This window comes from Burkholderia sp. APQ4-4ca (assembly GCF_057837105.1).
This window is the reverse complement of the sequence record NZ_JBYQCG010000059.1, coordinates 224,448-251,004: the sequence shown is the minus strand read 5'-3', so window position 1 is coordinate 251,004 and position 26,557 is coordinate 224,448. Positions and strand designations below refer to the sequence as shown.

Here is a 26,557-nt window from a genome sequence, read left to right as displayed (position 1 = left end):
TCGGAACGGGCCGCGCGGCGCCCGCTTCATCGTTTCGCGGCGGCGCCGGGGCCGAACGGCGGGCGGGCGAGCCACACCACCGCGATCACGGCGAGATACACGCAGCCGAGCGCGAACGACACGTCGTTGAACGAAATCTGATATGCCTGCGCGTCGACCAGGTTGCCGAGCAGCGTCGCCGCGCGTTGCGGATCGCCGCCGCCGAGCTGCGCGAGTTCGGCGCGAACGGCCGGATCGAACGTGCTCAGGTGTTCGCTGAGCTGCGCGTGATGCAGGATCGCGCGCCGGTCCCACAGGAACGACGTGATCGACACGGCGAAGCTCGCGCCGAGCGTGCGCAGGAACGTGGACAGGCCGGAGCCCGCGGCGATCTCGTCCGGCTTCAGGTCGGACAGCAGGATGCTGTTGATCGGCATGATGAACAGCGCGAGGCCGAGGCCCTGCAGCAGCTGGATCAGCGCGATGTGCGTGAAGTCGACGTCGGGCACGAAGCCCGCGCGCAGGAACGACGACGTGCCGAGGATCGCGAACGCGCAGCACACCAGCACGCGCATGTTGAAGCGCGGCGCGTACTTGCCCATGAACGGCGTCATCAGCACGGGGATCACGCCCATCGGCGCGACGGCCAGCCCGGCCCAGAACGCCGTATAGCCGAGCGTGCGCTGCAGCCATTGCGGCACGATCACGTTGACCGCGAAGAACGCCGAGTACGCGAGCACCAGCGTCAGCGTGCCGGCCGCGAAGTTGCGATGCGCGAACAGCCGCAGATTCACGATCGGGTTCGGCTCGTTGAGTTCCCAGATCAGGAACAGCGCGATCCCGAACGCCGCGACCACCGACATCACGACGATGAACGTCGAGTTGAACCAGTCGGCTTCGTTCCCCTTGTCGAGCACGATCTGCAGCGCGCCGACGCCGACGACGAGCGCGGCGAGACCGACGTAGTCGACACGCGCGGCGACCGTCGTCTCGACGCGCGCCCGCATCTGCGCGAACACGCACATCGCGGCGAACACGCCGATCGGCAGATTGATCAGGAACGCCCAGCGCCACGAATAATGTTCCGTCACCCACCCGCCGAACACGGGGCCCGCGATCGGCGCGACGACGGTCACCATCGCGATCATCGACAGCGCGAAGCCGCGCCGCTGCGGCGGGTAGATCGACAGCATCAGCGCCTGCGTGGTCGGGATCATCGGCCCGGCGACGAGGCCCTGCAGCGCGCGGAACGCGACGAGCTGCGGCAGGTTTTGCGCGAGGCCGCACAGCAGCGACGCGAACGTGAACGCCAGCGTCGCCCACACGAACAGTCGGACCTGCCCGACGCGCTTGACGAGAAACCCGGTCAGCGGCAATGCGATCGCATTGCTGACCGAGAACGTCGTGACGACCCATGCGCTCTGCGTCGTGCTGACGCCGAAGTTGCCGGCGATCGTCGGCAGCGACACGTTCGCGACGGTGCCGTCGAGCACCTGCATGAACACCGCGAGCGCGAGGCCGAACGTCGTCAGCGCGACGCTCGACGGACGAAAGCCGGCGTCCGCGGACGGCATCGGGCCGCTCATCGCACACGCTCCGTACGCGCGGCCGCCGGCAGGTTCGCATGCACGACGTCGGCGATCAGGCTGTCGGCGCGCGCGAGTTCGTCGCGGTACACGTCGGTCCGGAACACCGGCGTATCCTGCGCGCGATGCGACAGCATCGCACCGCTGCGGTCGTGCTGGTCGACGCGCGCATGCATCGACAGGCCGATGCGCAGCGGATGCGCGTCGAGTTGCGACGGGTCCGTCAGTTCGATGCGCACCGGCAATCGCTGCACGATCTTGATCCAGTTGCCGGTCGCGTTCTGCGCGGGCAGCAGCGAGAACGCGCTGCCGGTGCCGACGCCGAGGCTCTGCACGCGGCCCGTATAACGCACGGCGTCGCCGTACAGGTCGGCGCTCAGCTCGACCGGTTGGCCGATCCGCATGTGCTCGAGCTGCTTTTCGGTGAAGTTCGCGTCGACCCACAACTGGCGCAGCGGCACGACCGCGAGCAGCGGCACGCCCGGCGACACGCGCTGCCCGACCTGCACCGTGCGCTTCGCGACATAGCCGGTGACGGGCGCGACGATGTCGGTGCGCGCACGGGCCAGATAGGCGGCGCGCAGCCGCGACGCCGCGGCCTGAACGTCGGGATGCGACGCGACCGCGGTGTCGTCGACGAGCGCCTTGCTCGTCAGGTGCTGTTCGCTCAACGTCGCGAGCGCGCTTTGCGCGGCGGCGTACGCGCTTTGCGCGGACGTCAGCGTGTCGAGCGCATGCGCGAGCTCCTCGCGCGAGATCGCGCCGGAGCGGCCGAGATCCTCGCGGCGCCGGTAGTCGGCCTTCGCCTTGTCGAGCGCGGTGCGCCGCGCGTCGAGGTCGGCGCGTGCGCCGTCGATGCTGTTCGCGAGCCCGCGCTCGTTGCTGTACAGGCCGCGCACCTTGCGCACCGTGGCCGCGAGGTCCGCCTGCGCGGCCGCGAGCGCGATCTGCGCGTCGCTCGCGTCGAGACGGACGAGCGGCGTGCCGGCGCGAACGAGGTCGCCGTCGTCCGCGTCGATCGACACGACGGTGCCCGTCACCTGCGGCGTCAGCTCGACGACGTTGCCTTGCGCGTATGCGTTGTCGGTGGATTCGTACCAGCGGCCGACGAGCCCGTACCAGATGCCCCAGCCGACGATGCCGAGCGCGAACACGCCGACGAGCGCACGCACGAGATGCTTGCGTCGTGCGGGCGGCGGCGTGGCCGGTGCGGCGCCGCCCGGCGCCGGTTGCGTGCGGGCGTCCGACCCGCCTGGCGCGCGCGGCGCACCGGTGTGGTCGGCCGACGGGGGCTGGCGGGCAGTGGCGGGATCGGTGGTCGCGGGCCGCGCGGGAGTCTGCAGGGTGTTGTCGCTGCTCATGGTTCGATGTCAAGGACGGTGGGAAGGAGTGGCGGCGAGCGCGACGTCGTCCGGCTCGGCGTGGAAGCCGCCGCCGAGCGCGGCGACGAGCTGCAGCGACTGGTCCGCGCGCTGGGCGCGCAACGCGGCGACTTCGCGGCTCGCGATCAACAGCTGCTGGCGTACGACGAGCGCGTCGAGGTAGCTGCCGACGCCGGCCCGGTAGCGCGCATCCGCGAGCCGCCATGCGTCGGTGGCGGCGTCGAATGCGCGCTGCTGCGCATCGGCCTGCACCGTGAGCGAATGCACCCGGTGCAGATCGTCGGCCACCTCGCCGATCGCGCCGATCAGCGTCTTGTTGTAGCTGGCGACCGCGACGTCGTATTGCGCGTCGCGCTTGCGCAGCACGCCGCGCCGTTCGCCGCCGTCGAAGATCGGCAGGCTCACGGCCGGGCTGACGTTGTAGGTGCGCGAGGCGGCCTGGAACAGCGATGCGCCGCCGCGCGTCGCGAGACCGATCAGCGCGGTGAGGCTCACGTCGGGCAGGAAGTCCGCGCGGGCGGCCGCGACGTTGCGGCTCGCGGCTTCCACCCGCCAGCGTGCGGCGACGAGATCGGCGCGCCGGCCGAGCAGCGCGGCCGGCAGGTCGGCCGGCACCGCGAGCGCGGCGGTGGGCAGCGGCGCGGGCCGCACGAGCGCGAGACCGCGATCGGGGCCGGCGCCGAGCAGGATCGCGAGCGCGATGCGCGCGCTGTCGATCGCCTGCGCCGCACGTGCCTGCTCGCGCATCGCGGCCGCGACTTCGCTTTCGGCCTGGCGCTGCTGCGCGACGTTGTCGATGCCTTTCGTGACACGCTGACGCGTGAGCGACAGCGCTTCGTCGGCGCGGTCGTATTCGGCCCGCGCGACGTCCTGCTGATCGAACGCATAGGCAAGATTCACGTAGGCGCGCGCGACGTTGACGGACAGCAGCACGCGCGCGGCCCGTGCATCGATCCGCGCGGCCCGCGCTTCGCCGAGCGCGGCCTCCCACGCCGCGCGGCGGCCGCCCCACAGATCGAGATCCCAGCTCAGGCCGAGATTGATCTCGCGCGTGTGGCTGAAGAAACCGCCGCCCTCGGCCGTCGAGAACTGCGTGCCGGACGTGCGTTCCCCTTTCGCGCTGGCGCGGCCGACGAGGTGCGGCAAGCGGGCAGCCTGGGCTTCGATCACGAGCGCCTGCGCTTCGCGCGCACGCGCATCGGCGGTCGCGAGATCGGGATTGCCGGCAAGCGCTTCGTCGATCAGCGCGTTCAGCTGCGCATCGTTCAGCGCAACCCACCAGTCGGCGGCCGGCCAGTCGGCGACGGGCGCCTGCGCGAGGCTGCGCGATGCGGCGAGCGTATCGGCGCCGCGCAGCGTGCCGGCGGGTGTGAGCCCGTCGCGGCTCGCGCATGCGCCGAGCATGACGAGCACGACGGCGACGGCCATTCGCGACAGGACGCGCGGCGCGACGGCATCGCGTGGCGGCGGAGCAAGTGCTGCATGCATCGCATTCCTCGGATTCGTTTTGGTTTGAACACGACACGCATTGTTGGACGCTCCCCGGCAAAGCTGATAATGTTGTTTAGACAAAAAATAATGAATTCCGGCCATGCCCATCCGAGAAGCTTTTCCCGCCCGCGCGGTGCAACGCGCCGACGCCGATCCGAGCGAACGCGCGGACGGCCCGTCGCTGATCGCCGTCTGGGGCGAGGACGACGGCAGCAACGCCTACCAGCTCGGCACGCGCGAGGTCGACTGGCACAGCCATCTGCGCGGCCAGGTGTTCTGCGTCGAAAGCGGGTTCGCACACGTGCGCACGCCACACGGTTCGTGGCTGCTGCCGCCGCATCGCGCGGGCTGGATTCCGCCGGGCGAGCAGCACAAGGTCAGCATCAGCGGTGCGTTGAGCGGCTGGAGCGTCGTGATCGCGCCGGCCGCGAGCCGCCGGATGCCCGGCCAGCCGTGCGTGATCGCGATCAGCGAACTGATGCGTGCGCTCGTGCGGCGCGCCGTGTCGTGGGCCGACCAGGACCGGCTCGACCTCGAGCAGGCGCGCATGAGCGTCGTGCTGCTCGACGAGATGCGCCGCGCGCCGCACGAACCGCTGCACTTGCCGATGCCGCAGGACCGGCGGTTGCTGCGGATCGCCAACGCGATCCTCGGGCAGCCGCACGACAGCCGGACGCTCGACGCGTGGGCCGAATGGGCCGGGCTGTCCGCCCGCACGCTGAGCCGGCTGTTCGTCGCCGAAACGGGCACGAGCTTCGCGCAGTGGCGGCAGCAGGCGCGGCTCACGCATGCGCTCGAACGTCTGGCGAACGGCGACAGCGTCGCCGACATCGCGGACGCGCTCGGCTATGCGACGCCGAGCAATTTCATCGCGATGTTCCGCCGCGCGTTCGGCGATTCGCCCGCGCACTACTTCGCGAAGCGCAAGCAACCGTAATGCCGCGCGGCATCGCCCGGCTCCCTATCACCCCTGCCAGTACTGCGCGCGCGTCGACGTCGCTATAGTCGCCGTGCGACCGGCCGGTCGGTCGCCCAATGTGACCTGTGGAGGGTGTCGATGTCGAATGCCGTCGGATCGGACAACACGCCGATCGTCTCCGAGCAGCAGCTCGCCGATCATCTCGCCGCCGGCTGCAAGCCGGCCGCGCAGTTCCGGATCGGTACCGAGCACGAGAAGTTCGTCGTTTCCCGCGCGACGCACGAGGCTGCGCGTTATGAAGGACCGGCCGGCATCGCCGAGGTGCTGGCGCGGCTGCGCGGCGACGGGACGCCGATCGTCGATGCCGGGCAGACCGTCGGCGTGATCCAGCGCGACGGCGCCGCGATCTCGCTCGAACCGGCCGGCCAGCTCGAACTGTCGGGTGCGCCGCTCGATACGCTGCACGACACGCACGCCGAACTGCACGCGCACCTCGCCGCGGCCCGTGCGGCATGCGACCCGCTCGGCCTGCGCTGCGTGCCGCTCGGCTTTCACCCTCACCTGTCGCGCGACGCGCTGCCGTGGATGCCGAAGCAGCGCTACGCGATCATGCGGCGCTACATGCCGCGCGTCGGCACGCGCGGGCTCGACATGATGCAGCGCACCTGCACCGTGCAGGTCAACCTCGATTTCGCATCGGAAAGCGACATGGCGCGCAAGCTGCGCGTGTCGCTCGCGTTGCAGCCGGTCGCGACCGCGCTGTTCGCGAATTCGCCGTTCCTCGACGGCCACCCGTCGGGCCTGCTGTCGACGCGCGCCCACACGTGGCTCGATACCGACGGCGATCGCTGCGGCGTGCCGGCGCTGTTCCTGTCGCGCAGCTTCGGCTTCGAACGCTACGTGAGCTGGCTGCTCGACAACGTGCCGATGTACTTCGTGCGGCGCGGCGATCGTTACGCGGACGCGACCGGGCACACGTTCCGCGATTTCATGCGGCGGCGCATTCCGCATCTCGAAGGCGAGATGCCGACGCTGGGCGATTTCGCGGACCACCTGACGACGGTGTTCACCGAGGTGCGGCTGAAGCGCTATCTCGAGATGCGCGGCGCCGATGCCGGCTCGCCGGACATGATGGTCGCGCTGTCCGCGTTCTGGACCGGCCTGCTGTACGATCCGGCCGCGCTGTCGGAAGCCGAGACGCTGGCCGCCGAGATCGACCGCGGCACGCTGCTCGCGCTGCGTCGCGACGTGCCGCGCACCGGGCTCGACACGCCGGCCGGCGGCCGGACGTTACGCGCGATGGCGGCCGATGCGCTCGCGATCGCGCATCGCGGCCTGCGCGCGCGGGCGCGCACGGATGCGGCCGGCCGCGACGAATCGATGTATCTCGCGCCGCTCGACGAGATCGTCGCCGGCGCGCCGACGCAGGCCGAACATTGGCTGGCCCGCTATCGCGATGCGTGGGCCGGCGACGCGACGCGGATCCATGACGAAGCCGCTGTCTGAGCGCATCGCGCCGGGCCGCTCACGCGCAGCACGCGAGCAGCGGCTCGTGCGCGAACTCCGCGCCGGGCGGCAGCGCATGGCCGCGTCGCCGGGTACGCACGGCGTGCGCGAGCGTCTCGAACAATCGCGCGGTATCGGCGAACGACAGGCACGCGTCCGTGATGCTCTGCCCGTAGCGCAGCGGCACGCCGGGCACGAGGTCCTGCCGCCCTTCGATCAGGTTCGACTCGATCAGCACGCCGACGATGCGCGTATCGCCGGCCGCCACCTGCGCGGCGACTTCCGCGCCGACGGCGAGCTGGTTCCGGTACTGGCGGCGGCTGTTGCCGTGACTGACGTCGATCATCACGCGCGGCGCGACGTGCGCGGCCGTCATCCGCTCGCAGGCGGCATGCACGGCGGCCGCGTCGAAATTCGGCTCGCGCCCGCCGCGCAGCACGACGTGCGTATGCGGATTGCCTTGCGACACGCTCGCGCATAGCCGGCCGTCGGCATCGATCGACAGGAAACGGTGCGCGTGCGCCGCCGCGCGCATCGCATCGACGGCGACCTGGACATTGCCGTCGGTGCCGTTCTTGAAACCGATCGGGATCGGCAGCGACGACGCCAGCTCGCGATGCACCTGCGACTCCACGGTGCGCGCGCCGATCGCGCCCCACGCGACCAGATCGGCCAGGTAGCGCGGCGACAGCGGATCGAGAAACTCGGTCGCGGCCGGCATCTCCGTGCCGTTGACGTCGCATAGCAGCGCGCGGGCCGTCTGCAGCCCGACGTCGATCCGGTCGCTGCCGTCCAGCAACGGGTCGTTGATCAGCCCCTTCCAGCCGACCGTCGTGCGCGGCTTCTCGAAGTACACGCGCATCACGATTTCCAGCTCGTCCGCAAAGCGCGCGCGTTGCAGCGCGAGCCGTGCCGCGTAGTCGCGCGCGGCGTCGGGATCGTGTATCGAGCACGGGCCGGCGATGACCACGAGCCGGTCGTCCGCGCCGTCGAGCACGTCGACGATCGCGCGGCGGGTCGTATGAACGGTGCGCGACGCGCGCGACGCCGGCGGCAGTGCGCCGGCCAGATCCGCAGGGGACGGCAAGCGCAGCACGGGGTCGCGGTTTGTCGTCCAGGCGTTTGCATGCATGGGGACTGCCCTCCTGTCGATAATGAGCGGGATTTTTTACTACAGCGCGACTGTATTGAATGGCGCTTTCGATGCGCAACTAACATATTTATCAGTTTCTCATTAATAACGTTATGAATGAGAAGAATAAGCGTCGGGTCCGATAATCGGGGAACCCGGCTTGAGAACGTTTGCAGTGTGCGAAATGGCGCGTGAATCGGGTTTAATTCGAAAATGCGGATGTGATTCTGCAGAGGGGAATGGAGGCTGGTGCGACTTTCCGCCACGCGTCGCTATTCGTTCTGATAGTGGCGACCCGATATTCGTTCGATTAATTTTCGGATGCCCGACAGGCCGTTCGGGCTCGAAAATATAAATCAACCCAGTCATCGCGGAGAGTCACCATGTCGAAACGACATTACGAAACCCCCATTCACGTCAAGTATCGCGATACGGATTCGATGGGGCATGTGAGCAGCCCCGTCTATTACGACTACCTGCAGCATTCGTATCTCTGCTACATGTTCGACCTGCTCGGCCTGCCGCGCAGCGAGAAACTGCCGCACATCATGGTGAAGACGCAGTGCGAGTACCTCGCGCCGGCGCAATTCGGCGACAACCTGACCATCCGCTCGAGCATCGTGCGCTTCGGCAGCAAGAGCTTCGATCTCGAACACCTGATGGAGCGCGACGACCAGACCATCGTCGCGCGCGGCGTGTCGACGCACGTGATGTTCGATTACGTGAACAACACGACGCTGCCCGTGCCCGACGAATTCAAGACGCGCGTGCTCGAATTCCAGGGGTCGCTGTGATGCGTGCGCATCCGTTCGGGAGCGACACGTGAGCTGCGCGGTGGCGCGCGCCCGGCGCCGGATCGGCGCGATCGTGGAGCGGCGGGACGATCGCGCGATCGTGATCGTCCGGCAGGCGGCGCAGGCCTTGCTCGAGCCGGCTGCGCTCGAGCGGCACCGTGCGCTCGCGTCCCGCCACGAGGACGAGCTGGAGGTGCTGCTGCAGCCGTGCGGTGGCGCGCACGACGGCGTGCGCACGCTGCTCGGCCGGCTGCGGGACGCCGGCGTGGCCGTCGCGCTCGATGCGGCGACGGTCACTCACGATGCGTCGCTGCTCGAATTCGCGAGCTGGGTCACACGGTGTACGACGCCCGACGGCTCGGCGACGGCACCCGACGACGCGGCCGTGCCGGGCGGTGCGCTGCTCGCCGGGCTGGTCGTGCGATGGCGCGATCTGCACGGCAAGTGGCGGCGGCCCGAGCGCGACGCGATAGCGGAACGCACGCCGCGGACTATCGCGGCGGATGCGGCCAAGCACATCGCAGCCGGCGATCCGGACGAGCCGATACTCGGCGCGCTGCTCGACGCCGATGACGCATCGACCGGCGCGGCGCTCGACACGCTGTCGGACGCGGTGCGCGCGCGACGGATCTGCATGGCGACGCGGGCGCGCTGGCCGCTCGCGCGACGGTTATGAACACCGCCGTCGCGACGGCCGGCGGGCGCGCATTTCTGGTCGGCATGATGGGCGCGGGCAAATCGACGCTCGGCCGCGCGCTCGCGGCTTCGCTCGGCTGGGCGTTCGCCGACAGCGACGACGAGATCGAGCGGCGCACGGGGCGCTCGGTCGCCGCGCTGTTCGACCTCGTCGGCGAAGGCGGCTTTCGGTTGCTCGAAACGCAGATCGTCGACGAGTTGACGCAGCGCGCGAACGTGGTCGTGGCGACCGGCGGCGGCGCGGTCCTGAATCCGCGCACCCGCGTGCGCCTCAGCGAACGCGGCAGCGTGATCTACCTGCATGCGGACCCCGATGTGCTGTGGCGGCGGACGCGCGACGACGCGCGGTGTCGGCCGCTGCTGCAGGCGGGCGAGCCACGGCAGACGCTCGCCGCGCTGTACCGGCTGCGCGACCCGCTGTATCGCGAATGCGCGCATGCGCTGGTCGATACGACCGCACACGGCGTCGCGCATGCAACGGCGGAGGTGTTGACGCTGCTGTTTGCGCGGATGAACGCGCCGGCGTGACGGCGCGTTCACTTCCCTCCCCTTCGAATCGACCGCACGCCCGGCGTCACGCGCGTTTTTGAAATGACGAGTTTGGATTATCGATAGTACTATTGTGATAAGAAAAGTTATCCGGATAGCGATATTTTATTATCCAACTACGCGTTTGCGTAGCCAGCGAATCGACGCTTCAAGCTGCCGGAAAATCGGTCCATCAGGCCAGATCCCGCCCGCGCCGGAATGCTGCCGTCGCGCATCGACGCGCTTGTGTGCGACGTGGCGTGCCGACTGGGCGAACAGCCGGTGCAACGGCGGCGTACCCGACTCCAGCGCGGCGATCGCCGCAGACCCTCACCTTTTTCCCGTCATTTGTTCCCGCGACGCAAGACTGTTGCTCCATGGCGGGTGTTCGAAATCGTGACCGGCACGCCTACAGTCTGCCCATCGGATTCATCGATCCGGTCGGTACCGAGACCGAACACCATTCACCTGTCCAGGTACATCATGAGCGCATCCAAAGTCGTCATCGTCACCGGCGCATCGCAAGGCATCGGGGCGGAAACGGTCAACGCAGCGCCCGATACGCACGCGACGGTCGCGTCGCTGCATCCGGTGGGCCGGATGGGCGAGATGAGCGATATCGTCGGTGCGATCCTGTATCTCGATTCGGCTCGTCACCGGCGAAATCCTGCACGTGGACGGCGGTCAGAGCGCCGGGCATTGAGCAGCGGCGTCGAAGCCGCGAGCCGGTGCGTCTATCGCGACGCGCCGGCGCGTTTGCCGCTCGGGCCGGCTGTCCGGCTGGCAGGCGCATGCACGCGCTGTTCGACGAGAAAGTCGACGAACACCCACACGCGCGACGACAGAAAGCGCGCATGCGGGTACAGCAGCACGAAGGGCCGCGACCGGCCGCCGAGGCCGGACAACACTTCCACGAGCCCTGCGGGGCCGCATCCGCCCCACCGGGCGTTTTGGCAGGCCCTGCCCGGCATCCGGCACGCATGCCGGCGCACCGCGCATCGGGGCCGGATCATCCGAAAAGCTTGTCAGGCAAGGCGTTACACGTTTCAGATACATTGAAATACAAAATATCGCATGCGATTTAATCGAATCCGCTTGACGGCGACGGTCGCCAAGCGGAGACTGCATCGCATGCGATCGAATCGCATCTGACACAAACCTCGACTGACGGAGCAAACGATGAGCAAGATCGACAAAGTGCTGTACACGGGCAAGACGCATACGACTTCCGGCGGCCGCGACGGGGCGGCGCGCAGTTCCGACGGTCGTCTCGACATCCAGTTGTCGTCCCCCGGCAGCGCCGGCACCGGCACCAACCCGGAACAGCTGTTCGCAGCCGGCTGGTCGGCCTGCTTCATCGGCGCGATGCAGCTTGCAGCGCGTGCCGAGAAGGTGACGCTGCCGGCCGATCTCGCGGTCGACGCCGAAGTGGATCTTGGCACGGCGGGCAACGCGTACTTCCTGCAGGCCCGGCTGAACGTGAGCGTGCCGGGGCTCGAGCGCGACGTCGCGCAACGCATCGTCGACGCCGCACACCAGACCTGCCCGTATTCGAAGGCGACGCGCGGCAACATCGACGTCGATATCCGGATCGCCTGAACGTTGCATCGGGCGGCCGAGCGCCGCCCTCCCGAATTCCCGATTCCTTTTCCATCGAGGTGAAACATGAAAACCCCATTGATCGCCGCCCTGCTCGTCGCCGTTTCGTCTGCCGTTGCCGCTCCGGCATTTGCCAATGAGGCCACCGTGACGCGTGCCCAGGTGCGCGCCGAACTCGCGCAGCTTCAACAGGCCGGCTATCCGCTGAACCGCGCGACCGACGCCACCTACCCGAGCGATCTGCAGGCGGCGCTGACGCAGATCCACGCCGACGATGCCGTCGCGGCCCATGCACCGGCTGCCGGCTATGGCAGCAACGGCGACACCGCGACGCAATCCGGCCGCCGGTATGTCGCGAGCGTGGCCGAGCGTTCGATCTACTTCGGCCATTGAACGAACGCGCGAACGGCGCCGATGGCCGGCGTGCGGTGCGTTCCCTGAATTCCTTTTCCATCGAGGTGAATAATGAAGTCCCAACTGATTGCCGCCCTTCTCGTTGCCGTATCGGCCACCGTCGCCGCACCGGTTTTTGCAAGCGAAAGCACCGTCACGCGTGCGCAGGTGCGTGCGGAACTGGCCGCGTTGCAGCAAGCCGGCTACCAGCCTAATCGCCCGAACGATCCGAACTACCCGGACAACATCCAGACGGCGCTGAAACGAATTCGCGACGACGGCGCCGTCGCGGCCGATACGCAGGCGGCCGGTTACGGCAGCGACGCCGGCGGCGCCACGCAGTCGGGCAGCCGAATCGCGCTGCGCACCGCCGAGCGCTCGGTCTATTTCGGACATTGAGCACGGTACGGCGAATTCGCCGCCGAAGTCCGTCATATAAAGCGTATGCGATGTAATCGCGTACGCTTTTTTATATTGCATGGATCCGCGTCGACGGTGCTATCTGCCCCGGCCCATCCCGGATTATTCTGTGCGGCATCCCATCTTCCACCAAGGAGCCGCCGATGCCGGACGCCACGACCGGAAACACGACAGGCGATGCGCACGTGCTCGACCGGGTCGTCTGGAATGCGCTGACGGGCAGGCAACGCCGCTTTGCGCTCGGCGACGGCCGTGCGTTGCGGTTCCCGACGGCCATCGCGCCATTTGCCGCGATCGACCAGCCGAGCCCGGCGTCGTTCGACGCACTGCGCATGCTGATTGCGGCACACGGGCCGGCGGCGCTCGTCACGCCGGACGAGATCGAGCCGCCCACGGGATTGTCGGTGATTCGGCGCGCGACGTTGCTTCAAATGATGTGGCAACGGACGTTCGACCCGGCACCCGAACCGGAGCATGTTCCGCTCGGTGAAGCCGACGTGCCCGACATGCTCGCGTTGACCGCCGCCGCGCAGCCCGGCCCGTTCGGCCCGCGCACGTTCGAGCTCGGCCATTACATCGGCGTGCGCCGTGACGGCAGGCTGGCCGCGATGGCCGGCCAGCGGATGCAGGTGGACGGATATACCGAGATCAGCGCCGTGTGCGTGGATGCCGCGTTTCGGCGGCAAGGGCTGGCGGCGCGGCTGATCCGGTCGTTGATCGCGACGATCGATGCGCGTGCGGAAACGCCCTTCCTGCACGTCCTCACGACGAACCGGGTGGCGATCGAGCGCTATCTCGCGCTCGGTTTCGCCGTCCGACGCGAGATGCACCTGCTGGTGCTGGACGAGGCGCGCGCATGACAATGCGGCCGGCGCGATGCACGCGTCGGCCGCTTGCGGCGCCTGAGTATTTTCATGCTTCGGTCGACCGGATCAGGTTGCCGCGCAGCGTGACGATCGCCTTCTGCACCTTCGCGAACTCGTCCGGCTTCAGCCCGGTCGCTTCGACCAGGTTCATGTCGAGCCCCTTCTCGCGCACGCGGCGGCCGCTTTTCGTCAGGCTGACGAGCACCTGGCGCTCGTCGGACGGATCGCGGTGCCGCTCCAGATAGCCCATTGCCTCGAGCTTCTTCAGGATCGGCGTCAGCGTATTGGATTCGAGGAACAGCTTCTCGCCGAGTTGGCCGACGGTCTGGTTGTCCTGCTCCCACAGCGCGATGATCGTGATGTACTGCGTATACGTGAGGCCGAGCTCGTCGAGAAGCGGCTTGTACGCCTTGCCGAACGCGAGGTTCGCCGAGTAGATCGCAAAGCACAGGAACTCGGACAGCTTCGGCGCGGCAGACGACGGGGTTTCGGTCGGCTTCATGGACTTCCTCCAGCGACACGAACGGTCGCAGACAATCGCATTATATATCGCATGCGATCTTATCGGAAGCATGATAATCGGGGGCGATCGGCTGAGGCGCGGCGCGCTCAGCCCGGCTTGCGGCGCTTGCCGGTTGGCCGACGGCTCATCGACAGCAACGTGCATTGCACCGGATGTGCGATTTCGGTGGCGAGGCCGCCCGCGGCAAACAGCAGGATCATCAGCCAGCGTTTCATGCGTCCTCCACGACGGAGAGGCTCGCGCCATCGGCGACCGTCGCGTCGAGCGCGTACGGATCGACGCCGTCCAGGCAACCGAGATTGACGCGCCAGCACGCCGGATCCTTGCGGGTCTGGTGGAACGGATAGACGCCGCACCGGCTGCAGAAATAGTGACGCGCCGTGTGCGTGTTGAAGCGATAGCACGTCAGTGCGCCCTCGCCTTCGACGATCGTCAGGTTGGCGGCGGCGAACATCGGGCTCATCAACGCGCCGCGCCGGCGGCACAGACTGCAGTTGCAGCGGATGGCCGGCGCGATCGCCGTCACGACTTCGAATTTGACGGTCCCGCAATGGCAGGACCCTTTGAACCAGGTGGCAGACATGATGGACTCCAAAGCGGTCATGCCTGCTTTATAGCGAACCTGAGCGCGGGCGGTGTATCTCACTGTATCGGCGGTCGGTGGAGATACAGGACATTGCAAATCCACGGCTCGCGCGATTGGTCCCGCACCGGTTGCATCCGCTCGATCGCCGCGCGCGTTTCGCGTTCGCGCGCCGCGAACGGCTCGGCAGCCGAAGTGTCGGCACGCATGCGGCGCATTTCCTGTTTCGGCCCCAGGATATTCGTCGTGTTCTGCCGGACCACGCTTTCCGCCATGGTGCGCGAAGCGGTCTGACGACCCGACTCTCATGGTTTTCCCCACCCGCCCGGCCGCGCGGGCGCACCCCGTTTCCGGCAAGTCACCCGTGTCACGCAGGCCGCAACGGCCTGCCGCGCGCATCCTGTCCCCCACGCGCGCCCGACCCTTTCTGCTCGGGAAAGGAGGCTTGAGACATCCTCAATTATCACGTGCCGCCGATTTGCCCACCATGTATCGGACGATCGGCGCAACCCGCATGGCAGGCGCTTGCGCGAGCCCGGCGATGCCTGTCGTCGCGCCGCGCGGCCGACCCGTTACGCCGGTCGCGAACGGCGAGAGCCCGCAACACCGCATATCGATAATCAGGAGACACCATGAACAGCCAATCCCTCGACCTCGACGGCCACGCGGGCGGACCCGCGTCCGCCCGCCCGCCGACCGCCGTCGCAGGCGCTAGCACCGGCGTCGACGCAGCGGCCCTCCCCGCCCGCCGCGTCACGCTCGGCGATTTCATGGACGATCTGCCGGTCGGTGCGTTGCATCGATTCGTCGTCTGGGTGATCGGCATCGGGTTGTTCTTCGACATGTACGAGATTTTTCTCGTCAGTACGATCGGCTCCGCGTTGCAGCACGAGTACGGGCTGAGCCGGCAAAGCGCCGATTTCAAGCTACTGCTGGCGTCCGCGTTCATCGGCATGTTCGTCGGCGCGATGTGCCTCGGCAGCCTGGCCGACCGTATCGGCCGGCGCAAGGCGTTCTTGCTCACGCTCGGGTGGTACAGCGCGTGCTCGCTGGTCGGTGCGTTCTCGGTGAACGCCGACATGCTCGTGGCATGCCGGTTCCTGACCGGCATCGGCGTCGGCGCAATCTATCCGGTCGCCGACAGCTTCCTGTCCGAAATCCTGCCGAAGGACAAGCGTGGGCGGCTCGCCGCGTGGGCCTATACGACTTCGTATGTGGCGGTGCCGCTCGTCGGCTTTCTCGCGCTGTGGCTGAACCCGCTGCACGTGGCGGGCGTGGCCGGCTGGCGCATCATTCTCGCGATCGGCAGCCTCGGCGCCGTATATGTGCTGTTCGTCCAGCACCGGCTGCCGGAAAGCCCGCGCTGGCTGCTCGCGCAAGGCCGCGCGGCCGATGCGCACGCGGCGTTGCGGCGCTTCGCGGAAAGCGCCGGCGTGCGCGTGCCCGAACACTTCGCGGAACCGGTCGAGCCGCAGCGGCCGCTCGGGCTCGGCGAGCGCATCGCGCTGCTGCGCCGCCAACCGTATGGCGCGCGCTACCTGATGCTGGGGATCTTTCACCTGTTCCAGGGTTTCGGCTATTACGGGTTCGGCACGCTGGCCGGCACGGTCGTGAAGAGCCGCGGTTTCGACGTGACGGACAGCACGCTGTTCATCGCGCTATCGTTCATCGGCTACCCGATCGGCTCGCTGCTGTCGATTCCGCTGCTCAACTGGATCGAGCGCCGCACGCTCGTGATCGTGTCGATCGTATCGATCGCGGTGTTCGGGCTGTGCTTCGCGTATTCGGGCAATACCGTGCTGATCGTCGGCTTCGGGTTCCTGACGACGTGCGCGTCGAACGTGTTCAGCAACGCGTATCACGTGTACCAGGCCGAGATCTTCCCGGCGCGCGTGCGCTCGACGGCGATCGGCAGCACCTATGCGCTGTCGCGCATCGTCAGCGGCGCGCTGCCGTTCGTGTTGCTGCCGGTGCTCGTCAATTACGGTGCGGGCGCGATGTTCGGCGTGATCTCGGTTGCGCTCGGCGTCGTCGCCGTCACGCTGCGCGTGCTGGGGCCGCTGACCACGCGGCGCAGCCAGGACGAGATCAATCCGGTTTGACGCGGCGAACGGCACGGCGCGCACGGGCGCATGCCCGCGCGTCGCCGTTTCATCTCATCGTCGCATTCACCGCGCCGACATGAAATCGAACAGCTTCGCGACGTCGGTCGTCAGCACCGTGCCGGCCTTCACGCCGACCCACAGCGTGCGCGTCGCCCACGCGTCGTCGAGCGTCACGACACCGAGCCGCGCCGCGCGCTCGCCGGTCACCGCGTCGCGCGGCAGCACGCCGATGCCGAGGCCGGCCTCGATCATCCGGCTCACGCCGTCGAAATTCGATACCTGGATCCGCAGCTTCAGCGAGCGCTCGGCCGCGAACGCGGCATCGGTCATCCGCGCGAGCAGCGAGCTGCCGTCGCTCAGGCCCACGTAGTCCTCGTCGAGCGTATCCGCGAAGCGGATGCTGTCGCGCGCGGCGAACCGGTGCGTGCGCGGCACGAGCAGCACGAGCTCGTCGCGCCGGTACAACCGCCGTTCGATGCCGGGCGCCGGCACGTTGTCGGCGAATACGCCGAGATCGGCCTTGCCCGACGCGAGCGCGTCGACGATCTCGTGGCTCAGCCGCTCCTCGAGACTGACCTTGATGCCGGGGTTGTCGGTGAGGAACGCGGCAAGATCGGCGGGCAGGAACTGGACGATCGCGGACGTATTGGTCCACACGTGGATATGGCCGCGCACGCCGGCGACGTAGTCGCTCATCTCGTGCGCCATCCGGTTCACCTGCTCGATCACCTTCGCCGCATGATCGAGCAGCGCGCGGCCCGCGGGCGTCAGCTCGACGCCGCGCGCGTGCCGGACGAACAGCGCGCTGCCGGTCACGCTTTCGAGTTCGGCGATGCGCTTGCTGACCGCGGACAGCGTGAGCTGGCCGTGTTCGGCCGCCTTCGTCAGGCTGCCGTGCTCGGCGACGAGCGCGAACACGCGCAGCGACTGCAGATCGAAATGAAGCGGGTTCACCATGTCGGGATCCTGGAGGGCCATGCCGGGTATGCGGTCAGCGCACCGGCCTGACGCCGATCATACGCCCGGGCCTTGCGCGTGCGATATGCACGACACGCACGATACGGCACGATATGACGCGGCTAGCGCGGCGCGATGGCGTGCAACGCGGCGAGCATCGCGCCGTCCGGCGTCGCGAGATCGTCGAGCACCGCGAAGTGCCGCATGCCGGGCAGCCACGCGCGGACGACCCGCTCGCCGGCCGCTTCGCACGCCGTCGCGTACACGTCTGCTTGCCGGATGAGTTCGGGCAGTTCGGCGTCGCCGACCGCGATGACGGTCGGGGCGCCGGGCCCGACGTGACGCAGCGGGCTGTATGCGTCGACTTCGTGTGCGGTGAGCTGCAGCTTGTCGTTCAGGCAGCACAGCGCGATCGGTTCGAGATCGACGAGCGGGCTGATCGCAAGCGCCGACACGACGGCCGGATGCGCGCGATGCATGGCCGTCAGGTGGCCGCCCGCCGAATGGCCGCTCAGGTGGATCGGCCGCCCCGCGATGCCGAGGCCGTCGGGATTGGCCGCGAGATGGTCGAGCAGCGCGCCGATTTCGCCGACGATATCGGTCATCGTCGCGACCGGCGCGAGCGTGTATTCGGCGAGCACGACGTCGTAGCCGCGCGCGAGCGGCCCGCTCGCCGCATACGCGAAATCCTCTTTCGTGCAGTGCTGCCAGTAGCCGCCGTGGATGAACACGAACAACGGCGCGTCCGGCTGTCCGCACGGCAGCCAGTCGAAGCGCTGCGCGGGCCGCGCGCCGTAACGCAGGTCGCGGCGGCCGGGCGTCGCCGCGTACAGCGCCGCGCTGCGCGCCTGGCATGACGCCAGCAACGCGGGGAAATCGGGCACGGCCTTCGTGTTCAGGTACGCGGCGTCGAGCGCCGTGCGGTCCATGCCGCGATAGAGGATCGTCATTCGGGAGGCACCTGGATCGGGTTGCGGATGCGCGCGGCGGGCGAATTCCGTGCGCGCGGCGAAGGCGGCGGCCGCGCCGCCGCCGTGGCGCCATTATGCGTAGCGCAGCCGCGCACGGCTATCCGGAATCGGCGGGCGCGGCGCCTGCCTGTCCGCTTTCGGCGAAGGACCGTGGCGGCGGGCGCGCAGCGTGCCGGTGCGCGCGCGGCCGTCGGATCAGATCGGTTCGGAGATTTCGATCAGGTTCAGGTCGGGATCGCGCACGTAGACCGAGCGGATCTTCTGCGTCGCGCCCGTGCGTTCGACGGGCCCTTCGACGATCGGCCAGTCGACGCGCCGCAGGTGCGCGATCACGTCGTCGAGCGGCACCGACGCGATGAAGCACAGATCGAGCGCGCCCGGCACCGGCACGTGCGCTTTCGGCTCGAATTCCGCGCCGCGCACGTGCAGGTTGATCTTCTGGTTACCGAAACGGAACGCGAGCCGGCCGGCGCCGAAGGTTTCGAGTTGCATCTGGAGCACCTCGGTGTAGAAATGCTTCGTCCGCTCCGGATCGACGCAGGTCAGCACGAGATGATCGAGGTGGTCGATCAGCGCCATGGAATTCGCTCCTGTTTCTGTTGACGTTCACGAGAAAGCGCGTTGCGCGGGCATGTCGCCGGCGTCGGCGCGCGGCGGCGGATGAAGGTCCGAGCGGCGCCCGGCCTTCAGGAGCTGGCTCGGCACGTCGTGCCCGATCAGCGCGGGCAGCCGCGCCGACGCGGCGAGCACGGCCGCAAGATCGATGCCCGTATCGTAGCCGTCGAGTTCGAGCATGTGCACGAGTTCCTCGGTGCAGGCGTTGCCGGTCGCGCCCGGCGCGTACGGGCAGCCGCCGAGCCCGCCCAGCGACGCATCGAAGCGGTCGATGCCGGCGTCGAGCGCCGCGAGCGTGTTCGCGAGCGCCATCCCGCGCGTGTTGTGGAAGTGCAGCGTAAGCTGCAACGCCTGGAAGCGCTCGCGGGCACGTGCGGACAAATCGCGCACCTGCGACGGAAACGCCATGCCCGTCGTGTCGCACAGCGTGAATCCGTGCACGCCGAGATCCGCGAAGCGCTGCATCCATGCGAGCACCGTTTCGGCCGGCACGTCACCTTCCATCGGGCAGCCCATCGCGGTCGACAGCGACACGTTGATCGCGACACCCGTGCCGCGCACCGCGCCGATCACGTCGCGCAACTGCGCGAACGACTGCTCGCGCGTCATCCGCAGATTCGCGCGGTTGTGGCTCTCGCTCATCGACATCACGAGGTTGACCTCGTCGACGCCGCACGACAGTGCGCGCTCGGCGCCGCGCACGTTCGGCACGAGCACCGTATAGACGACACCCGGCGCGCGCGCGATGCCGTGCATCACGGCCTCCGCGTCGCGCAGCGCGGGAATCGCTTTCGGCGACGTGAAAGACGTGACCTCGATCTTCGCGTAGCCGCAGGCGCTCAGCGCGTCGACGAGCGCGATCTTGTCGTCGGTGTCGACGAACGCCGCTTCGTTCTGGAAACCGTCGCGGGTCGCGACTTCGTGGATATGGAGTCGTTGCGGATGGCCGGTCATGTCTTCGTCCCCGTGGTTGTTTCAGATCACGCCGCGCGTGCGCCAGTCGTCGCGCGTCGCCGCATCGATGCCGAGCGATTCGAGCACCGCATCGGTATCCGCGCCGAGCGCGGGCGCCGGCCGCTCGATGCGCCCGGGCGTGGCGTCGAGTTTCGGCACGATGCCCGGCACGAGCACGGGCGTGCCGTCAGGCAGCGCGGCGTCGACGATCATGTCGCGCGCACGGTAGTGCGGATCGGCCGCGATGTCGGCCACGTCGTAGACGCGCCCGGACGGAATGCGCGCGCCGTGCAGCGCGGCGAGCACGTCGTCGAGATCGTGACGCGCGCTCCATGCGCCGATCGCCGCATCGATGCGCGCGACCTGGGCGACGCGCCCGTCGTTGTGCGCGAGCGCCGGATCGTTGCCGAGATCGGGCCGGCCGATCAGTTCCATCAGGCGCCGGAAGATGCTGTCGCCGTTGCCGGCGATCAGCGCGTACCGGCCGTCGCGGCAGCGGTACGCGTTGGTCGGTGCGATGCCCGGCAGGCTGCTGCCGGCCGGCTCGCGCACCGCGCCGAACGCCGCGTATTCAGGCAGCAGGCTTTCCATCATGTTGAACACCGATTCGTACAGCGCGACGTCGACGACCTGCCCATTGCCGCCCTGCTGTTCGCGATGCCGCAACGCGAGCAGCACGCCGATCACGCCGTGCAGCGCCGACAGCGAATCGCCGAGCGAGATGCCGACGCGTACCGGCGTGCGGCCCGGCTCGCCGGTCAGGTGGCGCAGGCCGCCCATCGCCTCGGCGATCACGCCGAAGCCGGGGCGGTCGCGATACGGGCCCGTCTGCCCGAAGCCCGACACGCGCAGCATCACGAGCCCCGGGTTGATCGCGGACAGCGCGTCCCAGCCCAGCCCCCAGCCTTCGAGCGTGCCGGGCCGGAAGTTTTCGATCAGCACGTCGGTGTCGGCGACGAGGCGGCGCACGACGTCCTGCCCTTCGGGCGTGCGCAGGTCGAGCGTGAGCGAGGTCTTGTTGCGCGACTGCGCGGCCCACCAAACGGACGTGCCGTCGTGCAGCAGCCGCCATTTGCGCAGCGGATCGCCGACGCCGGGCGGCTCGACCTTGATGACCTCCGCGCCGAATTCGGCGAGCATCCGGCCCGCGAACGGCCCGGCGATCAGTTGGCCAAGCTCCAGCACGCGGATGCCGTCCAGGGGGCGTGTCATGACTGTCTCCGATGAAATTGTGTTGTCGATGACGGCGATCATGACGGCGTTCGCGCCCGGTGAAAATCGATCGATGGTCAACCCGCCTTTCCGAAACGGAAAGGCGCGCGACAGCGCGAGCGCGGTGTCGGCGACGTGTGGCGCGTCAGCCTTTCCATCCGGGAAAGCGCGCTCGCGCAACGGTCAAACGACGGCGCGCGCGCCGCCGGCAGAATCGGATCCGTTCCGCGCCACCGGGCGCCTGTCAGCGAGACCCGCCATGTTTTCCGTTTCCTCTCCCGCGAAGATCGTGTTGCTCGACCGCGCGACGCTGTCGCCGCAGACCGTGCTGAAGCCGTTTCCGTTTCCGCACGTGGTGCAGGCATTCGACCGCACGGCCGCGCACGAAGTCGCGGCGCGCATCCGCGATGCGGACATCGTCGTGACGAACAAGGTGCGGCTCGACGCGACGACCCTCGCCGACGCGCGGCGGTTGCGGATGATCGCGATCGCCGCGACCGGCACCGATATCGTCGATCTCGATACGTGTGCGGCGCGCGCAATCGTGGTGAGCAACATTCGCGGCTACGCGGTGCGTACGGTGCCCGAGCACACGTTCGCGCTGATCTTCGCGCTGCGCCGCAGCCTCGTCGCGTACCGCGACGCGGTACGCGCCGGGCGCTGGCTCGACAGCGGGCAGTTCTGCTTCTTCGATCATCCGATTCGCGACCTGGCCGGTTCGACGATCGGGATCGTCGGCGACGGCGTGCTCGGGCGCGCGGTGGCCGCCATCGCGCGGGCGCTCGACATGCGCGTGCTGTTCGCCGCGCACGGCGACGCGGCGGGCGACGGTCATGCGCCGCTCGACACGCTGCTGCGCGTGAGCGACGTGATCACGCTGCACTGCCCGCTCACGCTCGCGACGCGGCATCTGATCGACGCATACGCGTTCGCGCGGATGGCGCGCCGGCCGCTGCTGATCAATACCGCGCGCGGCGGGCTCGTCGACGAAAGCGCGCTCGTCGACGCGTTGCAGTCGGGGCAGATCGCGGGCGCCGGGTTCGACGTGGTCACGCAGGAACCGCTGCCGGCCGCGCATCCGTTTCACGCGATCCTGTCGCATCCGGCGTTCATCCTGACCCCGCACGTCGCATGGGCCAGTGACGAAGCGATGCAGGCGCTGGCCGATCAGCTCGTCGACAACGTCGCCGCATTTGTCAGCGGAGAACCGCAGCACGTCGTGTGACACACGCAAACGAAACGGCCCCGCTCGATTGCTCGAAGCGGGGCCGACGGAACGCGGGACTGCTTACGCCAGCGACGCGGCACGTAACGGGGTCGTGCATTCGCGCTGTCTTGCGGCGGGTTTCCGAATACGTGACGAGACGACTTCAGGGTATTCAGACCGGCAGTGACATCGCGCAAGGCCGAAAAGCGGAAAGCCGGCTCAGTAAGCGGACATCTCGACGCAAGGATCGACCTTGGACGGCGAGCAGATGACCGAATACTTGGCGCTCTCGCGCATCAGCGCTTCGCCTTCATGCAGTGCGATCTTGATCTCGGGGTGACGCTCGTACGCGAGGAAGGCCGAGCACACGACGGCGGACATCACGACGAGGGAAAACACAAATTTTTCAAGGGTTTGGAAGCGTTCAGGCATGGTATGACCTTTCTCTCATGGCCGGAATTATACCTTGAGATAAGGGTTTTCCCTATAACCCTGCCTGCATACCGAGGATGCGCTCAAACGAGATAGGTGCGGTGCTCGCGCCCTTTTTATCGGAGGGGAAGCGCCGCGGCGCGGCCGGCAAGGCCGAGCCTGTTTATCCGGGGGAACGGAACGAAGGCTCGCCGCCCGCGCGTCACTGCGGCGCCGACGCGCCGCTCGCCGCATTGCCCGGCCATGCCTTGCCGATATGGTCGATCAGCGATTTCGCGGTGCCCGTCACGAGCGCCGCGTCGACGCCCGACGTCTGCCACGCGCCGTCGGCCGCCTTCACGAAGGTCAGGTTCGCGCGCGACGGCGAATAATCGGCGTTGCGCCACGTGACCACGACGTCGCACGAGTACGTGCGATCGCCGAGCTTCTTGCAGTCGCCGTCGGGTTTCGCCGAGATCACGTCGGCCGACACGGGCAACGGCTGGCCGAACAGCGCGTTCAGCCCGCCGTGGTTTTCCGCTTCGAGCGCACGGCGCACCGCGGCGTCGACGTCGCTCGACCCGGGCCCCTCGTGAAGCAGGTTGCAGGCGGCGAGCAAGGTCGAGGCGCCAGCGAGTGTCAACAGCGTTTGAAACTTCATGGATATCCGTCGATCGGGTGAACGCCGCGTAGTCTGCAACGTCCGCGTGTCGTGCGCGGTATCCATTTGTAACCAATTGCATGGCGGCGGCGCGTCCGTTGCCGCCCTCGCCTACTGCCGCTCCTGCTTCACGCGGCTCACGAGCTGGGTCGGACTGACGAACTGCAATGCGATCACGACCCACACGAGCGTGATGGCCATGTAGATCATCGCCATCGCGTCGATCGACTGCGGCGCGCGCACGCCGGTCGAGAACACCGCGTAATACAGCGCGACGACGAGCGTCTGCGTGCTCGGGCCCGCGGTGAAGAACGTCAGCTCGAACATCCCGATCGTGCGCACCAGCACGAGCAACCCGGCCGCGAGCATGCCGGGCACCAGCAGCGGCAGCAGCACATAGCGGAAATAGCGCCACGTGTTCGCGCCGAAGATGCGCGCGGCGGCTTCGAGATTGGGGTCGATCTGCTCGATGAACGGCGTCATCACGAGGATCACGAACGGCAGCGCCGGCACGAGGTTCGCGAGGATCACGCCCGGCAGCGTGCCCGCGAGCCCGATCTTGTACATCACCGTCGCCATCGGAATCCCGTAGGTGACGGGCGGCACCATCAGCGGCAGCAGGAACACCAGCAGCGCGAAGCGCTTGCCGCGAAACTGCACGCGCGCGAGCGCATACGCGGCCGGCACGCCGAGCGCGATCGACAGCAGCACGACCGCGCCGACGACCTCGACGGTCACCCACAGCACGCTCGCGAGCTGGAAGTCTTCCCACGCCTTCGCATACCAGTGCAGCGTGAAGCCCTGCGGCAACGGCGTGCCGAACCAGCGCGTCGCGACCGAGTTCACCGCGACGGTCGCGATCAGCAGCATCACGTTCAGCAGGAAGAACGCCATCAGCCCCCAGACCAGCGCCTTCCATGCGCGGCCGGCGAGGTTGCTTTTCATCCGGTGCGGTTTCCTTGCATCGACAGGCCGCGCATCGGGCGCATCGTGCTTCGGCGGCCACGTGCGAGCGGCATGATTGTCGGTCGCCATCAGCCCTTGCCTCCCGTCACCGCGCCCGTATAGAAGAAGCGGCGCGCGCCGAGCATCGACGCGACCACCAGCAACTGCACGAAGCCCATCACCATGGCGATCGCCGACGCGAGCGAATAGTCGTAGCTCTCGAACGCGGCTTCGGCCGCCGCGATCGAGATCACGCGCGTCGGGCCGGCCGGCGCGCCGAGCAGCACGGCCGACGGAAACACCGAGAACGCCTGCACGAACGACAGGCATGCGGCCATAGTGAGCCCCGGCACGAGCAGCGGCAGATAGATCTGGCGGAACTGCTGCCACGGGTTCGCGCCGAGCGTCGCGGCCGCGCGCGCGAGCGTCGGGTCGATGCCGCTGATGTACGACAGCATCAGCAGGAACGCGAACGGAAAACCCGACACGATCAGCGACAGCAGCACGCCCCAGTAGTTGTGCGTGAGGCGCACTTCGTCGGTGTACAGGTGCAGCCCCTGCAGCGCCTGCGGGAACCAGCCGTTCGGCCCGAAATACGTGAGCATCCCGTCGGCGACGAGCACCGTGCCGAGCGTGACGGGAATCACGAGCAGCGTCGTGACGAACTTCTGGTACGGCGAATGGCGGCGCAGCGCGAATGCGACGGGCACCGCGATGCCGACGTTGAGCAGCGTGGCCGGCACCGCGAGCTTCAGCGTGACGAGCACGGTCGACCACATCGCGGTGTCGGTGAAGAACTGCACGTAGTTCGCGAGCGCGCCGCCGCCGTTCGTCGGCTGGAACGACAGCACGAGGCCGTACGCGAACGGATAGACGAACAGCGCGGCAATGAACGCGAGCGCCGGCGTGACGAGCCAGGCTTTCGCGTCGCGCGGCGCGCCGCTGGTCGCGAGCGTGCTCATGCGGCCTCCGGGGTACACGCCGCCTCGCGCGCCGGCTTGCGCGGACCGTTCATTGCGCGTCTCCCGCATAGACGAGCGTGCGCGCCGGCGCCACGCGCAGCCGCAGCGCCTCGCCTTGCGCGAACTCGCCGGCCACGCGCGCCCAGATCGCACCGAACGGCGTGATCGCGCGGATCAGCAAGTCGCGGCCGCCGTACTCGACCGTCTCGACGGTCGCGTCGAACGCATTGTCGGCACCGGCTTCCGCGCGCTCGACGTCGTCCGGGCGCAGCGCGACCATCACGTCCTTCGCATCGAAGCCGGCCATCGGCACGCCGACGAGGCGTACGCCACCGGCTGTCACTCGAACGCCGTCGCCGGCCATCCCTTCGAGCGTAAACGGCAGCACGTTGCGATAGCCCATGAAGCGCGCGACGTGCAGGTTGTGCGGGCGCGTGTAGACGTCCTTCGGCGACGCGACCTGCTGCACGACGCCCTCCTTCATCACGACGATGCGGTCGGCCATCGACAGCGCCTCGTCCTGGTCGTGCGTCACGTAGATCGTCGCGCGTTCGAGCTGCGTGTGGATGCGGCGAATCTCGGCGCGCATCTCGATGCGCAGTTTCGTGTCGAGGTTCGACAGCGGCTCGTCCATCAGCACGAGCGGCGGCTCGATCACGATCGCGCGCGCGATCGCGACACGCTGCTGCTGGCCGCCCGACAGTTGCCCGGGCAGCTTGCCTTCGTGACCGACGAGCTGCACGAGTTCGAGCGCTTGCTGGGCACGCCGCCGCGTTTCCTGCTTCGCCACGCCGCGCATCTTGAGGCCGAAGCCGACGTTGTCGAGCACCGACATGTGCGGAAACAGCGCGTAGTTCTGGAACACCATCCCGAAGCCGCGACGCTCGGGTGGCAGCACGTCGATGCGCGTGTCGTCGAGCCAGATGCCGCCGCGCGTGAGCGGCTGCAACCCGGCGATGCAATTCAGCGCGGTCGATTTGCCGCAGCCCGACGGGCCGAGCAGCGCGATGAACTCGCCGCGCCGGATCTCGAGGTCGAGGCCGCTCAGCGCGGCGACCTGCGCGCCTTGCGCATTGGTGAAACTGCGGCACACGCCGTCGAGCCGCAACCGTTCGAAACTGTGCTTCATTCCACGAACTCCATCGACGCGGGCGCCGCGG

General features: G+C 68.3%; 29 protein-coding genes and 2 pseudogenes. 13 read left to right on the top strand and 18 right to left on the bottom strand.

Annotated elements, in window-relative coordinates; genetic code table 11:
* Window positions 1–26: 26 nt before the first annotated feature.
* Genes AC3IFE_RS02965 through AC3IFE_RS02955 form a run of 3 tightly spaced genes read right to left on the bottom strand, consistent with a single transcriptional unit; the run spans window position 27 to window position 4,435 of the window.
* Entirely contained in the window at window positions 27–1,565 is a 1,539-nt protein-coding gene (locus AC3IFE_RS02965) for a DHA2 family efflux MFS transporter permease subunit (RefSeq protein WP_489189549.1), read from the bottom strand.
* Entirely contained in the window at window positions 1,562–2,926 is a 1,365-nt protein-coding gene (locus AC3IFE_RS02960; protein ID WP_089467469.1) for an HlyD/EmrA/EmrK family protein, read from the bottom strand. The genes AC3IFE_RS02965 and AC3IFE_RS02960 overlap by 4 nt, the downstream gene beginning before the upstream one ends.
* Window positions 2,927–2,935: 9 nt before the next feature.
* A complete protein-coding gene (locus AC3IFE_RS02955) occupies window positions 2,936–4,435 on the bottom strand; it encodes an efflux transporter outer membrane subunit (RefSeq protein ID WP_089467468.1) in 1,500 nt (499 codons plus the stop codon).
* 103 nt (window positions 4,436–4,538) lie between these two features.
* On the opposite strand from AC3IFE_RS02955, the gene AC3IFE_RS02950 reads away from it, so the two are divergent.
* Both AC3IFE_RS02950 and AC3IFE_RS02945 read left to right on the top strand, forming a co-directional pair.
* A complete protein-coding gene (locus AC3IFE_RS02950) occupies window positions 4,539–5,375 on the top strand; it encodes an AraC family transcriptional regulator (RefSeq protein WP_489189548.1) in 837 nt (278 codons plus the stop codon).
* Window positions 5,376–5,495: 120 nt separating this feature from the next.
* Window positions 5,496–6,863 carry a glutamate--cysteine ligase gene (locus tag AC3IFE_RS02945; RefSeq protein ID WP_489189547.1) on the top strand — a complete coding sequence of 456 codons (1,368 nt, stop codon included), beginning with the start codon at window positions 5,496–5,498 and terminating at the stop codon, window positions 6,861–6,863.
* A 19-nt stretch (window positions 6,864–6,882) separates the two neighbouring features.
* Here AC3IFE_RS02945 and AC3IFE_RS02940 read toward each other — a convergent pair whose 3' ends face one another.
* Window positions 6,883–7,995 carry a 3-deoxy-7-phosphoheptulonate synthase gene (locus tag AC3IFE_RS02940; protein ID WP_489189546.1) on the bottom strand — a complete coding sequence of 371 codons (1,113 nt, stop codon included), beginning with the start codon at window positions 7,993–7,995 and terminating at the stop codon, window positions 6,883–6,885.
* A gap of 383 nt (window positions 7,996–8,378) precedes the next feature.
* On the opposite strand from AC3IFE_RS02940, the gene AC3IFE_RS02935 reads away from it, so the two are divergent.
* From AC3IFE_RS02935 to AC3IFE_RS02920, 4 genes and pseudogenes are all read left to right on the top strand, one after another.
* The gene (locus AC3IFE_RS02935; RefSeq protein WP_089467464.1) at window positions 8,379–8,789 is read left to right on the top strand and encodes an acyl-CoA thioesterase; all 411 of its coding nucleotides are present in this window, start codon (window positions 8,379–8,381) and stop codon (window positions 8,787–8,789) included.
* Window positions 8,790–8,817: 28 nt separating this feature from the next.
* Complete coding sequence (locus tag AC3IFE_RS02930) at window positions 8,818–9,465, top strand: hypothetical protein (protein ID WP_489189545.1); 648 nt, start codon at window positions 8,818–8,820, stop codon at window positions 9,463–9,465.
* Window positions 9,462–10,013, top strand: a complete 552-nt coding sequence (locus AC3IFE_RS02925; RefSeq protein WP_489189544.1) for a shikimate kinase — start codon at window positions 9,462–9,464, stop codon at window positions 10,011–10,013. Before AC3IFE_RS02930 ends, AC3IFE_RS02925 begins: the two co-directional genes overlap by 4 nt.
* A 486-nt stretch (window positions 10,014–10,499) precedes the next feature.
* A pseudogene (locus AC3IFE_RS02920) lies at window positions 10,500–10,716 on the top strand (SDR family oxidoreductase); the annotation flags it as partial.
* A gap of 31 nt (window positions 10,717–10,747) precedes the next feature.
* On the opposite strand, the pseudogene AC3IFE_RS02915 reads toward AC3IFE_RS02920, so the two are convergent.
* Window positions 10,748–10,930, bottom strand: a pseudogene (locus AC3IFE_RS02915) (LysR family transcriptional regulator); the annotation flags it as partial.
* A 262-nt stretch (window positions 10,931–11,192) separates the two neighbouring features.
* On the opposite strand from AC3IFE_RS02915, the gene AC3IFE_RS02910 reads away from it, so the two are divergent.
* From AC3IFE_RS02910 to AC3IFE_RS02895, 4 genes are all read left to right on the top strand, one after another.
* Entirely contained in the window at window positions 11,193–11,612 is a 420-nt protein-coding gene (locus AC3IFE_RS02910) for an organic hydroperoxide resistance protein (RefSeq protein ID WP_069620746.1), read from the top strand.
* A 66-nt stretch (window positions 11,613–11,678) separates the two neighbouring features.
* Entirely contained in the window at window positions 11,679–12,005 is a 327-nt protein-coding gene (locus AC3IFE_RS02905) for a DUF4148 domain-containing protein (protein ID WP_089467460.1), read from the top strand.
* Between the two features lie 69 nt (window positions 12,006–12,074).
* Window positions 12,075–12,404 carry a DUF4148 domain-containing protein gene (locus AC3IFE_RS02900; protein ID WP_489189565.1) on the top strand — a complete coding sequence of 110 codons (330 nt, stop codon included), beginning with the start codon at window positions 12,075–12,077 and terminating at the stop codon, window positions 12,402–12,404.
* A gap of 164 nt (window positions 12,405–12,568) precedes the next feature.
* Window positions 12,569–13,285 carry a GNAT family N-acetyltransferase gene (locus AC3IFE_RS02895; RefSeq protein ID WP_089467458.1) on the top strand — a complete coding sequence of 239 codons (717 nt, stop codon included), beginning with the start codon at window positions 12,569–12,571 and terminating at the stop codon, window positions 13,283–13,285.
* Window positions 13,286–13,337: 52 nt separating this feature from the next.
* On the opposite strand, the gene AC3IFE_RS02890 is transcribed toward AC3IFE_RS02895, so the two are convergent.
* The 3 genes from AC3IFE_RS02890 to AC3IFE_RS02880 form a co-directional block, all read right to left on the bottom strand.
* Window positions 13,338–13,793, bottom strand: coding sequence for a MarR family winged helix-turn-helix transcriptional regulator (locus tag AC3IFE_RS02890; RefSeq protein ID WP_489189543.1), 456 nt, complete (start codon window positions 13,791–13,793; stop codon window positions 13,338–13,340).
* A 107-nt stretch (window positions 13,794–13,900) separates the two neighbouring features.
* On the bottom strand, window positions 13,901–14,029 hold the full coding sequence (locus tag AC3IFE_RS02885; protein ID WP_256979608.1) for a hypothetical protein: 129 nt from the start codon (window positions 14,027–14,029) through the stop codon (window positions 13,901–13,903).
* Window positions 14,026–14,397: a GFA family protein gene (locus AC3IFE_RS02880; protein ID WP_089467457.1), complete on the bottom strand. Its 372-nt coding sequence runs from the start codon at window positions 14,395–14,397 to the stop codon at window positions 14,026–14,028. The genes AC3IFE_RS02885 and AC3IFE_RS02880 overlap by 4 nt, the downstream gene beginning before the upstream one ends.
* A gap of 93 nt (window positions 14,398–14,490) precedes the next feature.
* On the opposite strand from AC3IFE_RS02880, the gene AC3IFE_RS02875 reads away from it, so the two are divergent.
* Both AC3IFE_RS02875 and AC3IFE_RS02870 read left to right on the top strand, forming a co-directional pair.
* Window positions 14,491–14,691, top strand: a complete 201-nt coding sequence (locus AC3IFE_RS02875; protein WP_489189542.1) for a hypothetical protein — start codon at window positions 14,491–14,493, stop codon at window positions 14,689–14,691.
* Window positions 14,692–15,029: 338 nt separating this feature from the next.
* Window positions 15,030–16,499, top strand: a complete 1,470-nt coding sequence (locus tag AC3IFE_RS02870) for an MFS transporter (protein WP_489189541.1) — start codon at window positions 15,030–15,032, stop codon at window positions 16,497–16,499.
* Between the two features lie 66 nt (window positions 16,500–16,565).
* Here the strand turns inward: AC3IFE_RS02870 and AC3IFE_RS02865 are convergent, their stop codons facing one another.
* From AC3IFE_RS02865 to AC3IFE_RS02845, 5 genes are all read right to left on the bottom strand, one after another.
* The gene (locus tag AC3IFE_RS02865) at window positions 16,566–17,459 is read right to left on the bottom strand and encodes a LysR family transcriptional regulator (protein ID WP_089467961.1); all 894 of its coding nucleotides are present in this window, start codon (window positions 17,457–17,459) and stop codon (window positions 16,566–16,568) included.
* A 122-nt stretch (window positions 17,460–17,581) separates the two neighbouring features.
* Entirely contained in the window at window positions 17,582–18,409 is an 828-nt protein-coding gene (locus tag AC3IFE_RS02860) for an alpha/beta hydrolase (protein WP_489189540.1), read from the bottom strand.
* A 216-nt stretch (window positions 18,410–18,625) separates the two neighbouring features.
* A complete protein-coding gene (locus AC3IFE_RS02855; protein WP_034207330.1) occupies window positions 18,626–19,009 on the bottom strand; it encodes a VOC family protein in 384 nt (127 codons plus the stop codon).
* Window positions 19,010–19,036: 27 nt separating this feature from the next.
* Window positions 19,037–19,999, bottom strand: coding sequence for a hydroxymethylglutaryl-CoA lyase (locus tag AC3IFE_RS02850; protein ID WP_489189539.1), 963 nt, complete (start codon window positions 19,997–19,999; stop codon window positions 19,037–19,039).
* 21 nt (window positions 20,000–20,020) lie between these two features.
* A complete protein-coding gene (locus tag AC3IFE_RS02845; protein WP_489189538.1) occupies window positions 20,021–21,211 on the bottom strand; it encodes a CaiB/BaiF CoA transferase family protein in 1,191 nt (396 codons plus the stop codon).
* Window positions 21,212–21,470: 259 nt separating this feature from the next.
* Between AC3IFE_RS02845 and AC3IFE_RS02840 the strand changes: the two genes are divergently transcribed.
* Window positions 21,471–22,436, top strand: coding sequence for a D-2-hydroxyacid dehydrogenase (locus AC3IFE_RS02840; RefSeq protein ID WP_489189537.1), 966 nt, complete (start codon window positions 21,471–21,473; stop codon window positions 22,434–22,436).
* Between the two features lie 201 nt (window positions 22,437–22,637).
* On the opposite strand, the gene AC3IFE_RS02835 is transcribed toward AC3IFE_RS02840, so the two are convergent.
* The 5 genes from AC3IFE_RS02835 to AC3IFE_RS02815 form a co-directional block, all read right to left on the bottom strand.
* Window positions 22,638–22,850 (bottom strand): hypothetical protein, encoded by a 213-nt coding sequence (locus tag AC3IFE_RS02835; protein ID WP_006497261.1) that lies wholly within the window; start codon window positions 22,848–22,850, stop codon window positions 22,638–22,640.
* Between the two features lie 202 nt (window positions 22,851–23,052).
* Window positions 23,053–23,490, bottom strand: a complete 438-nt coding sequence (locus tag AC3IFE_RS02830) for a hypothetical protein (protein WP_301739095.1) — start codon at window positions 23,488–23,490, stop codon at window positions 23,053–23,055.
* 111 nt (window positions 23,491–23,601) lie between these two features.
* Window positions 23,602–24,525 (bottom strand): ABC transporter permease, encoded by a 924-nt coding sequence (locus AC3IFE_RS02825; protein ID WP_060318577.1) that lies wholly within the window; start codon window positions 24,523–24,525, stop codon window positions 23,602–23,604.
* Entirely contained in the window at window positions 24,525–25,397 is an 873-nt protein-coding gene (locus AC3IFE_RS02820) for an ABC transporter permease (protein WP_301739094.1), read from the bottom strand. The genes AC3IFE_RS02825 and AC3IFE_RS02820 overlap by 1 nt, the downstream gene beginning before the upstream one ends.
* Window positions 25,398–25,446: 49 nt before the next feature.
* Window positions 25,447–26,526 carry an ABC transporter ATP-binding protein gene (locus AC3IFE_RS02815; protein ID WP_301739093.1) on the bottom strand — a complete coding sequence of 360 codons (1,080 nt, stop codon included), beginning with the start codon at window positions 26,524–26,526 and terminating at the stop codon, window positions 25,447–25,449.
* Between the last annotated feature and the right edge of the window lie 31 nt (window positions 26,527–26,557).

Bases quoted from the DNA above. Each gene is read 5' to 3' on its own strand.
- AC3IFE_RS02925 (WP_489189544.1), top strand. From the start codon at position 9,462: ATGAACACCGCCGTCGCGACGGCCGGCGGGCGCGCATTTCTGGTCGGC.
- AC3IFE_RS02830 (WP_301739095.1), bottom strand. From the start codon at position 23,490: ATGAAGTTTCAAACGCTGTTGACACTCGCTGGCGCCTCGACCTTGCTC.
- AC3IFE_RS02950 (WP_489189548.1), top strand. From the start codon at position 4,539: ATGCCCATCCGAGAAGCTTTTCCCGCCCGCGCGGTGCAACGCGCCGAC.
- AC3IFE_RS02910 (WP_069620746.1), top strand. From the start codon at position 11,193: ATGAGCAAGATCGACAAAGTGCTGTACACGGGCAAGACGCATACGACT.
- AC3IFE_RS02880 (WP_089467457.1), bottom strand. From the start codon at position 14,397: ATGTCTGCCACCTGGTTCAAAGGGTCCTGCCATTGCGGGACCGTCAAA.
- AC3IFE_RS02890 (WP_489189543.1), bottom strand. From the start codon at position 13,793: ATGAAGCCGACCGAAACCCCGTCGTCTGCCGCGCCGAAGCTGTCCGAG.
- AC3IFE_RS02870 (WP_489189541.1), top strand. From the start codon at position 15,030: ATGAACAGCCAATCCCTCGACCTCGACGGCCACGCGGGCGGACCCGCG.
- AC3IFE_RS02905 (WP_089467460.1), top strand. From the start codon at position 11,679: ATGAAAACCCCATTGATCGCCGCCCTGCTCGTCGCCGTTTCGTCTGCC.
- AC3IFE_RS02965 (WP_489189549.1), bottom strand. From the start codon at position 1,565: ATGAGCGGCCCGATGCCGTCCGCGGACGCCGGCTTTCGTCCGTCGAGC.
- AC3IFE_RS02850 (WP_489189539.1), bottom strand. From the start codon at position 19,999: ATGACCGGCCATCCGCAACGACTCCATATCCACGAAGTCGCGACCCGC.
- AC3IFE_RS02945 (WP_489189547.1), top strand. From the start codon at position 5,496: ATGTCGAATGCCGTCGGATCGGACAACACGCCGATCGTCTCCGAGCAG.
- AC3IFE_RS02895 (WP_089467458.1), top strand. From the start codon at position 12,569: ATGCCGGACGCCACGACCGGAAACACGACAGGCGATGCGCACGTGCTC.
- AC3IFE_RS02820 (WP_301739094.1), bottom strand. From the start codon at position 25,397: ATGAGCACGCTCGCGACCAGCGGCGCGCCGCGCGACGCGAAAGCCTGG.
- AC3IFE_RS02835 (WP_006497261.1), bottom strand. From the start codon at position 22,850: ATGCCTGAACGCTTCCAAACCCTTGAAAAATTTGTGTTTTCCCTCGTC.
- AC3IFE_RS02960 (WP_089467469.1), bottom strand. From the start codon at position 2,926: ATGAGCAGCGACAACACCCTGCAGACTCCCGCGCGGCCCGCGACCACC.
- AC3IFE_RS02840 (WP_489189537.1), top strand. From the start codon at position 21,471: ATGTTTTCCGTTTCCTCTCCCGCGAAGATCGTGTTGCTCGACCGCGCG.
- AC3IFE_RS02845 (WP_489189538.1), bottom strand. From the start codon at position 21,211: ATGACACGCCCCCTGGACGGCATCCGCGTGCTGGAGCTTGGCCAACTG.
- AC3IFE_RS02940 (WP_489189546.1), bottom strand. From the start codon at position 7,995: ATGCATGCAAACGCCTGGACGACAAACCGCGACCCCGTGCTGCGCTTG.
- AC3IFE_RS02860 (WP_489189540.1), bottom strand. From the start codon at position 18,409: ATGACGATCCTCTATCGCGGCATGGACCGCACGGCGCTCGACGCCGCG.
- AC3IFE_RS02865 (WP_089467961.1), bottom strand. From the start codon at position 17,459: ATGGTGAACCCGCTTCATTTCGATCTGCAGTCGCTGCGCGTGTTCGCG.
- AC3IFE_RS02855 (WP_034207330.1), bottom strand. From the start codon at position 19,009: ATGGCGCTGATCGACCACCTCGATCATCTCGTGCTGACCTGCGTCGAT.
- AC3IFE_RS02825 (WP_060318577.1), bottom strand. From the start codon at position 24,525: ATGGCGACCGACAATCATGCCGCTCGCACGTGGCCGCCGAAGCACGAT.
- AC3IFE_RS02815 (WP_301739093.1), bottom strand. From the start codon at position 26,526: ATGAAGCACAGTTTCGAACGGTTGCGGCTCGACGGCGTGTGCCGCAGT.
- AC3IFE_RS02935 (WP_089467464.1), top strand. From the start codon at position 8,379: ATGTCGAAACGACATTACGAAACCCCCATTCACGTCAAGTATCGCGAT.
- AC3IFE_RS02885 (WP_256979608.1), bottom strand. From the start codon at position 14,029: ATGAAACGCTGGCTGATGATCCTGCTGTTTGCCGCGGGCGGCCTCGCC.
- AC3IFE_RS02955 (WP_089467468.1), bottom strand. From the start codon at position 4,435: ATGCATGCAGCACTTGCTCCGCCGCCACGCGATGCCGTCGCGCCGCGC.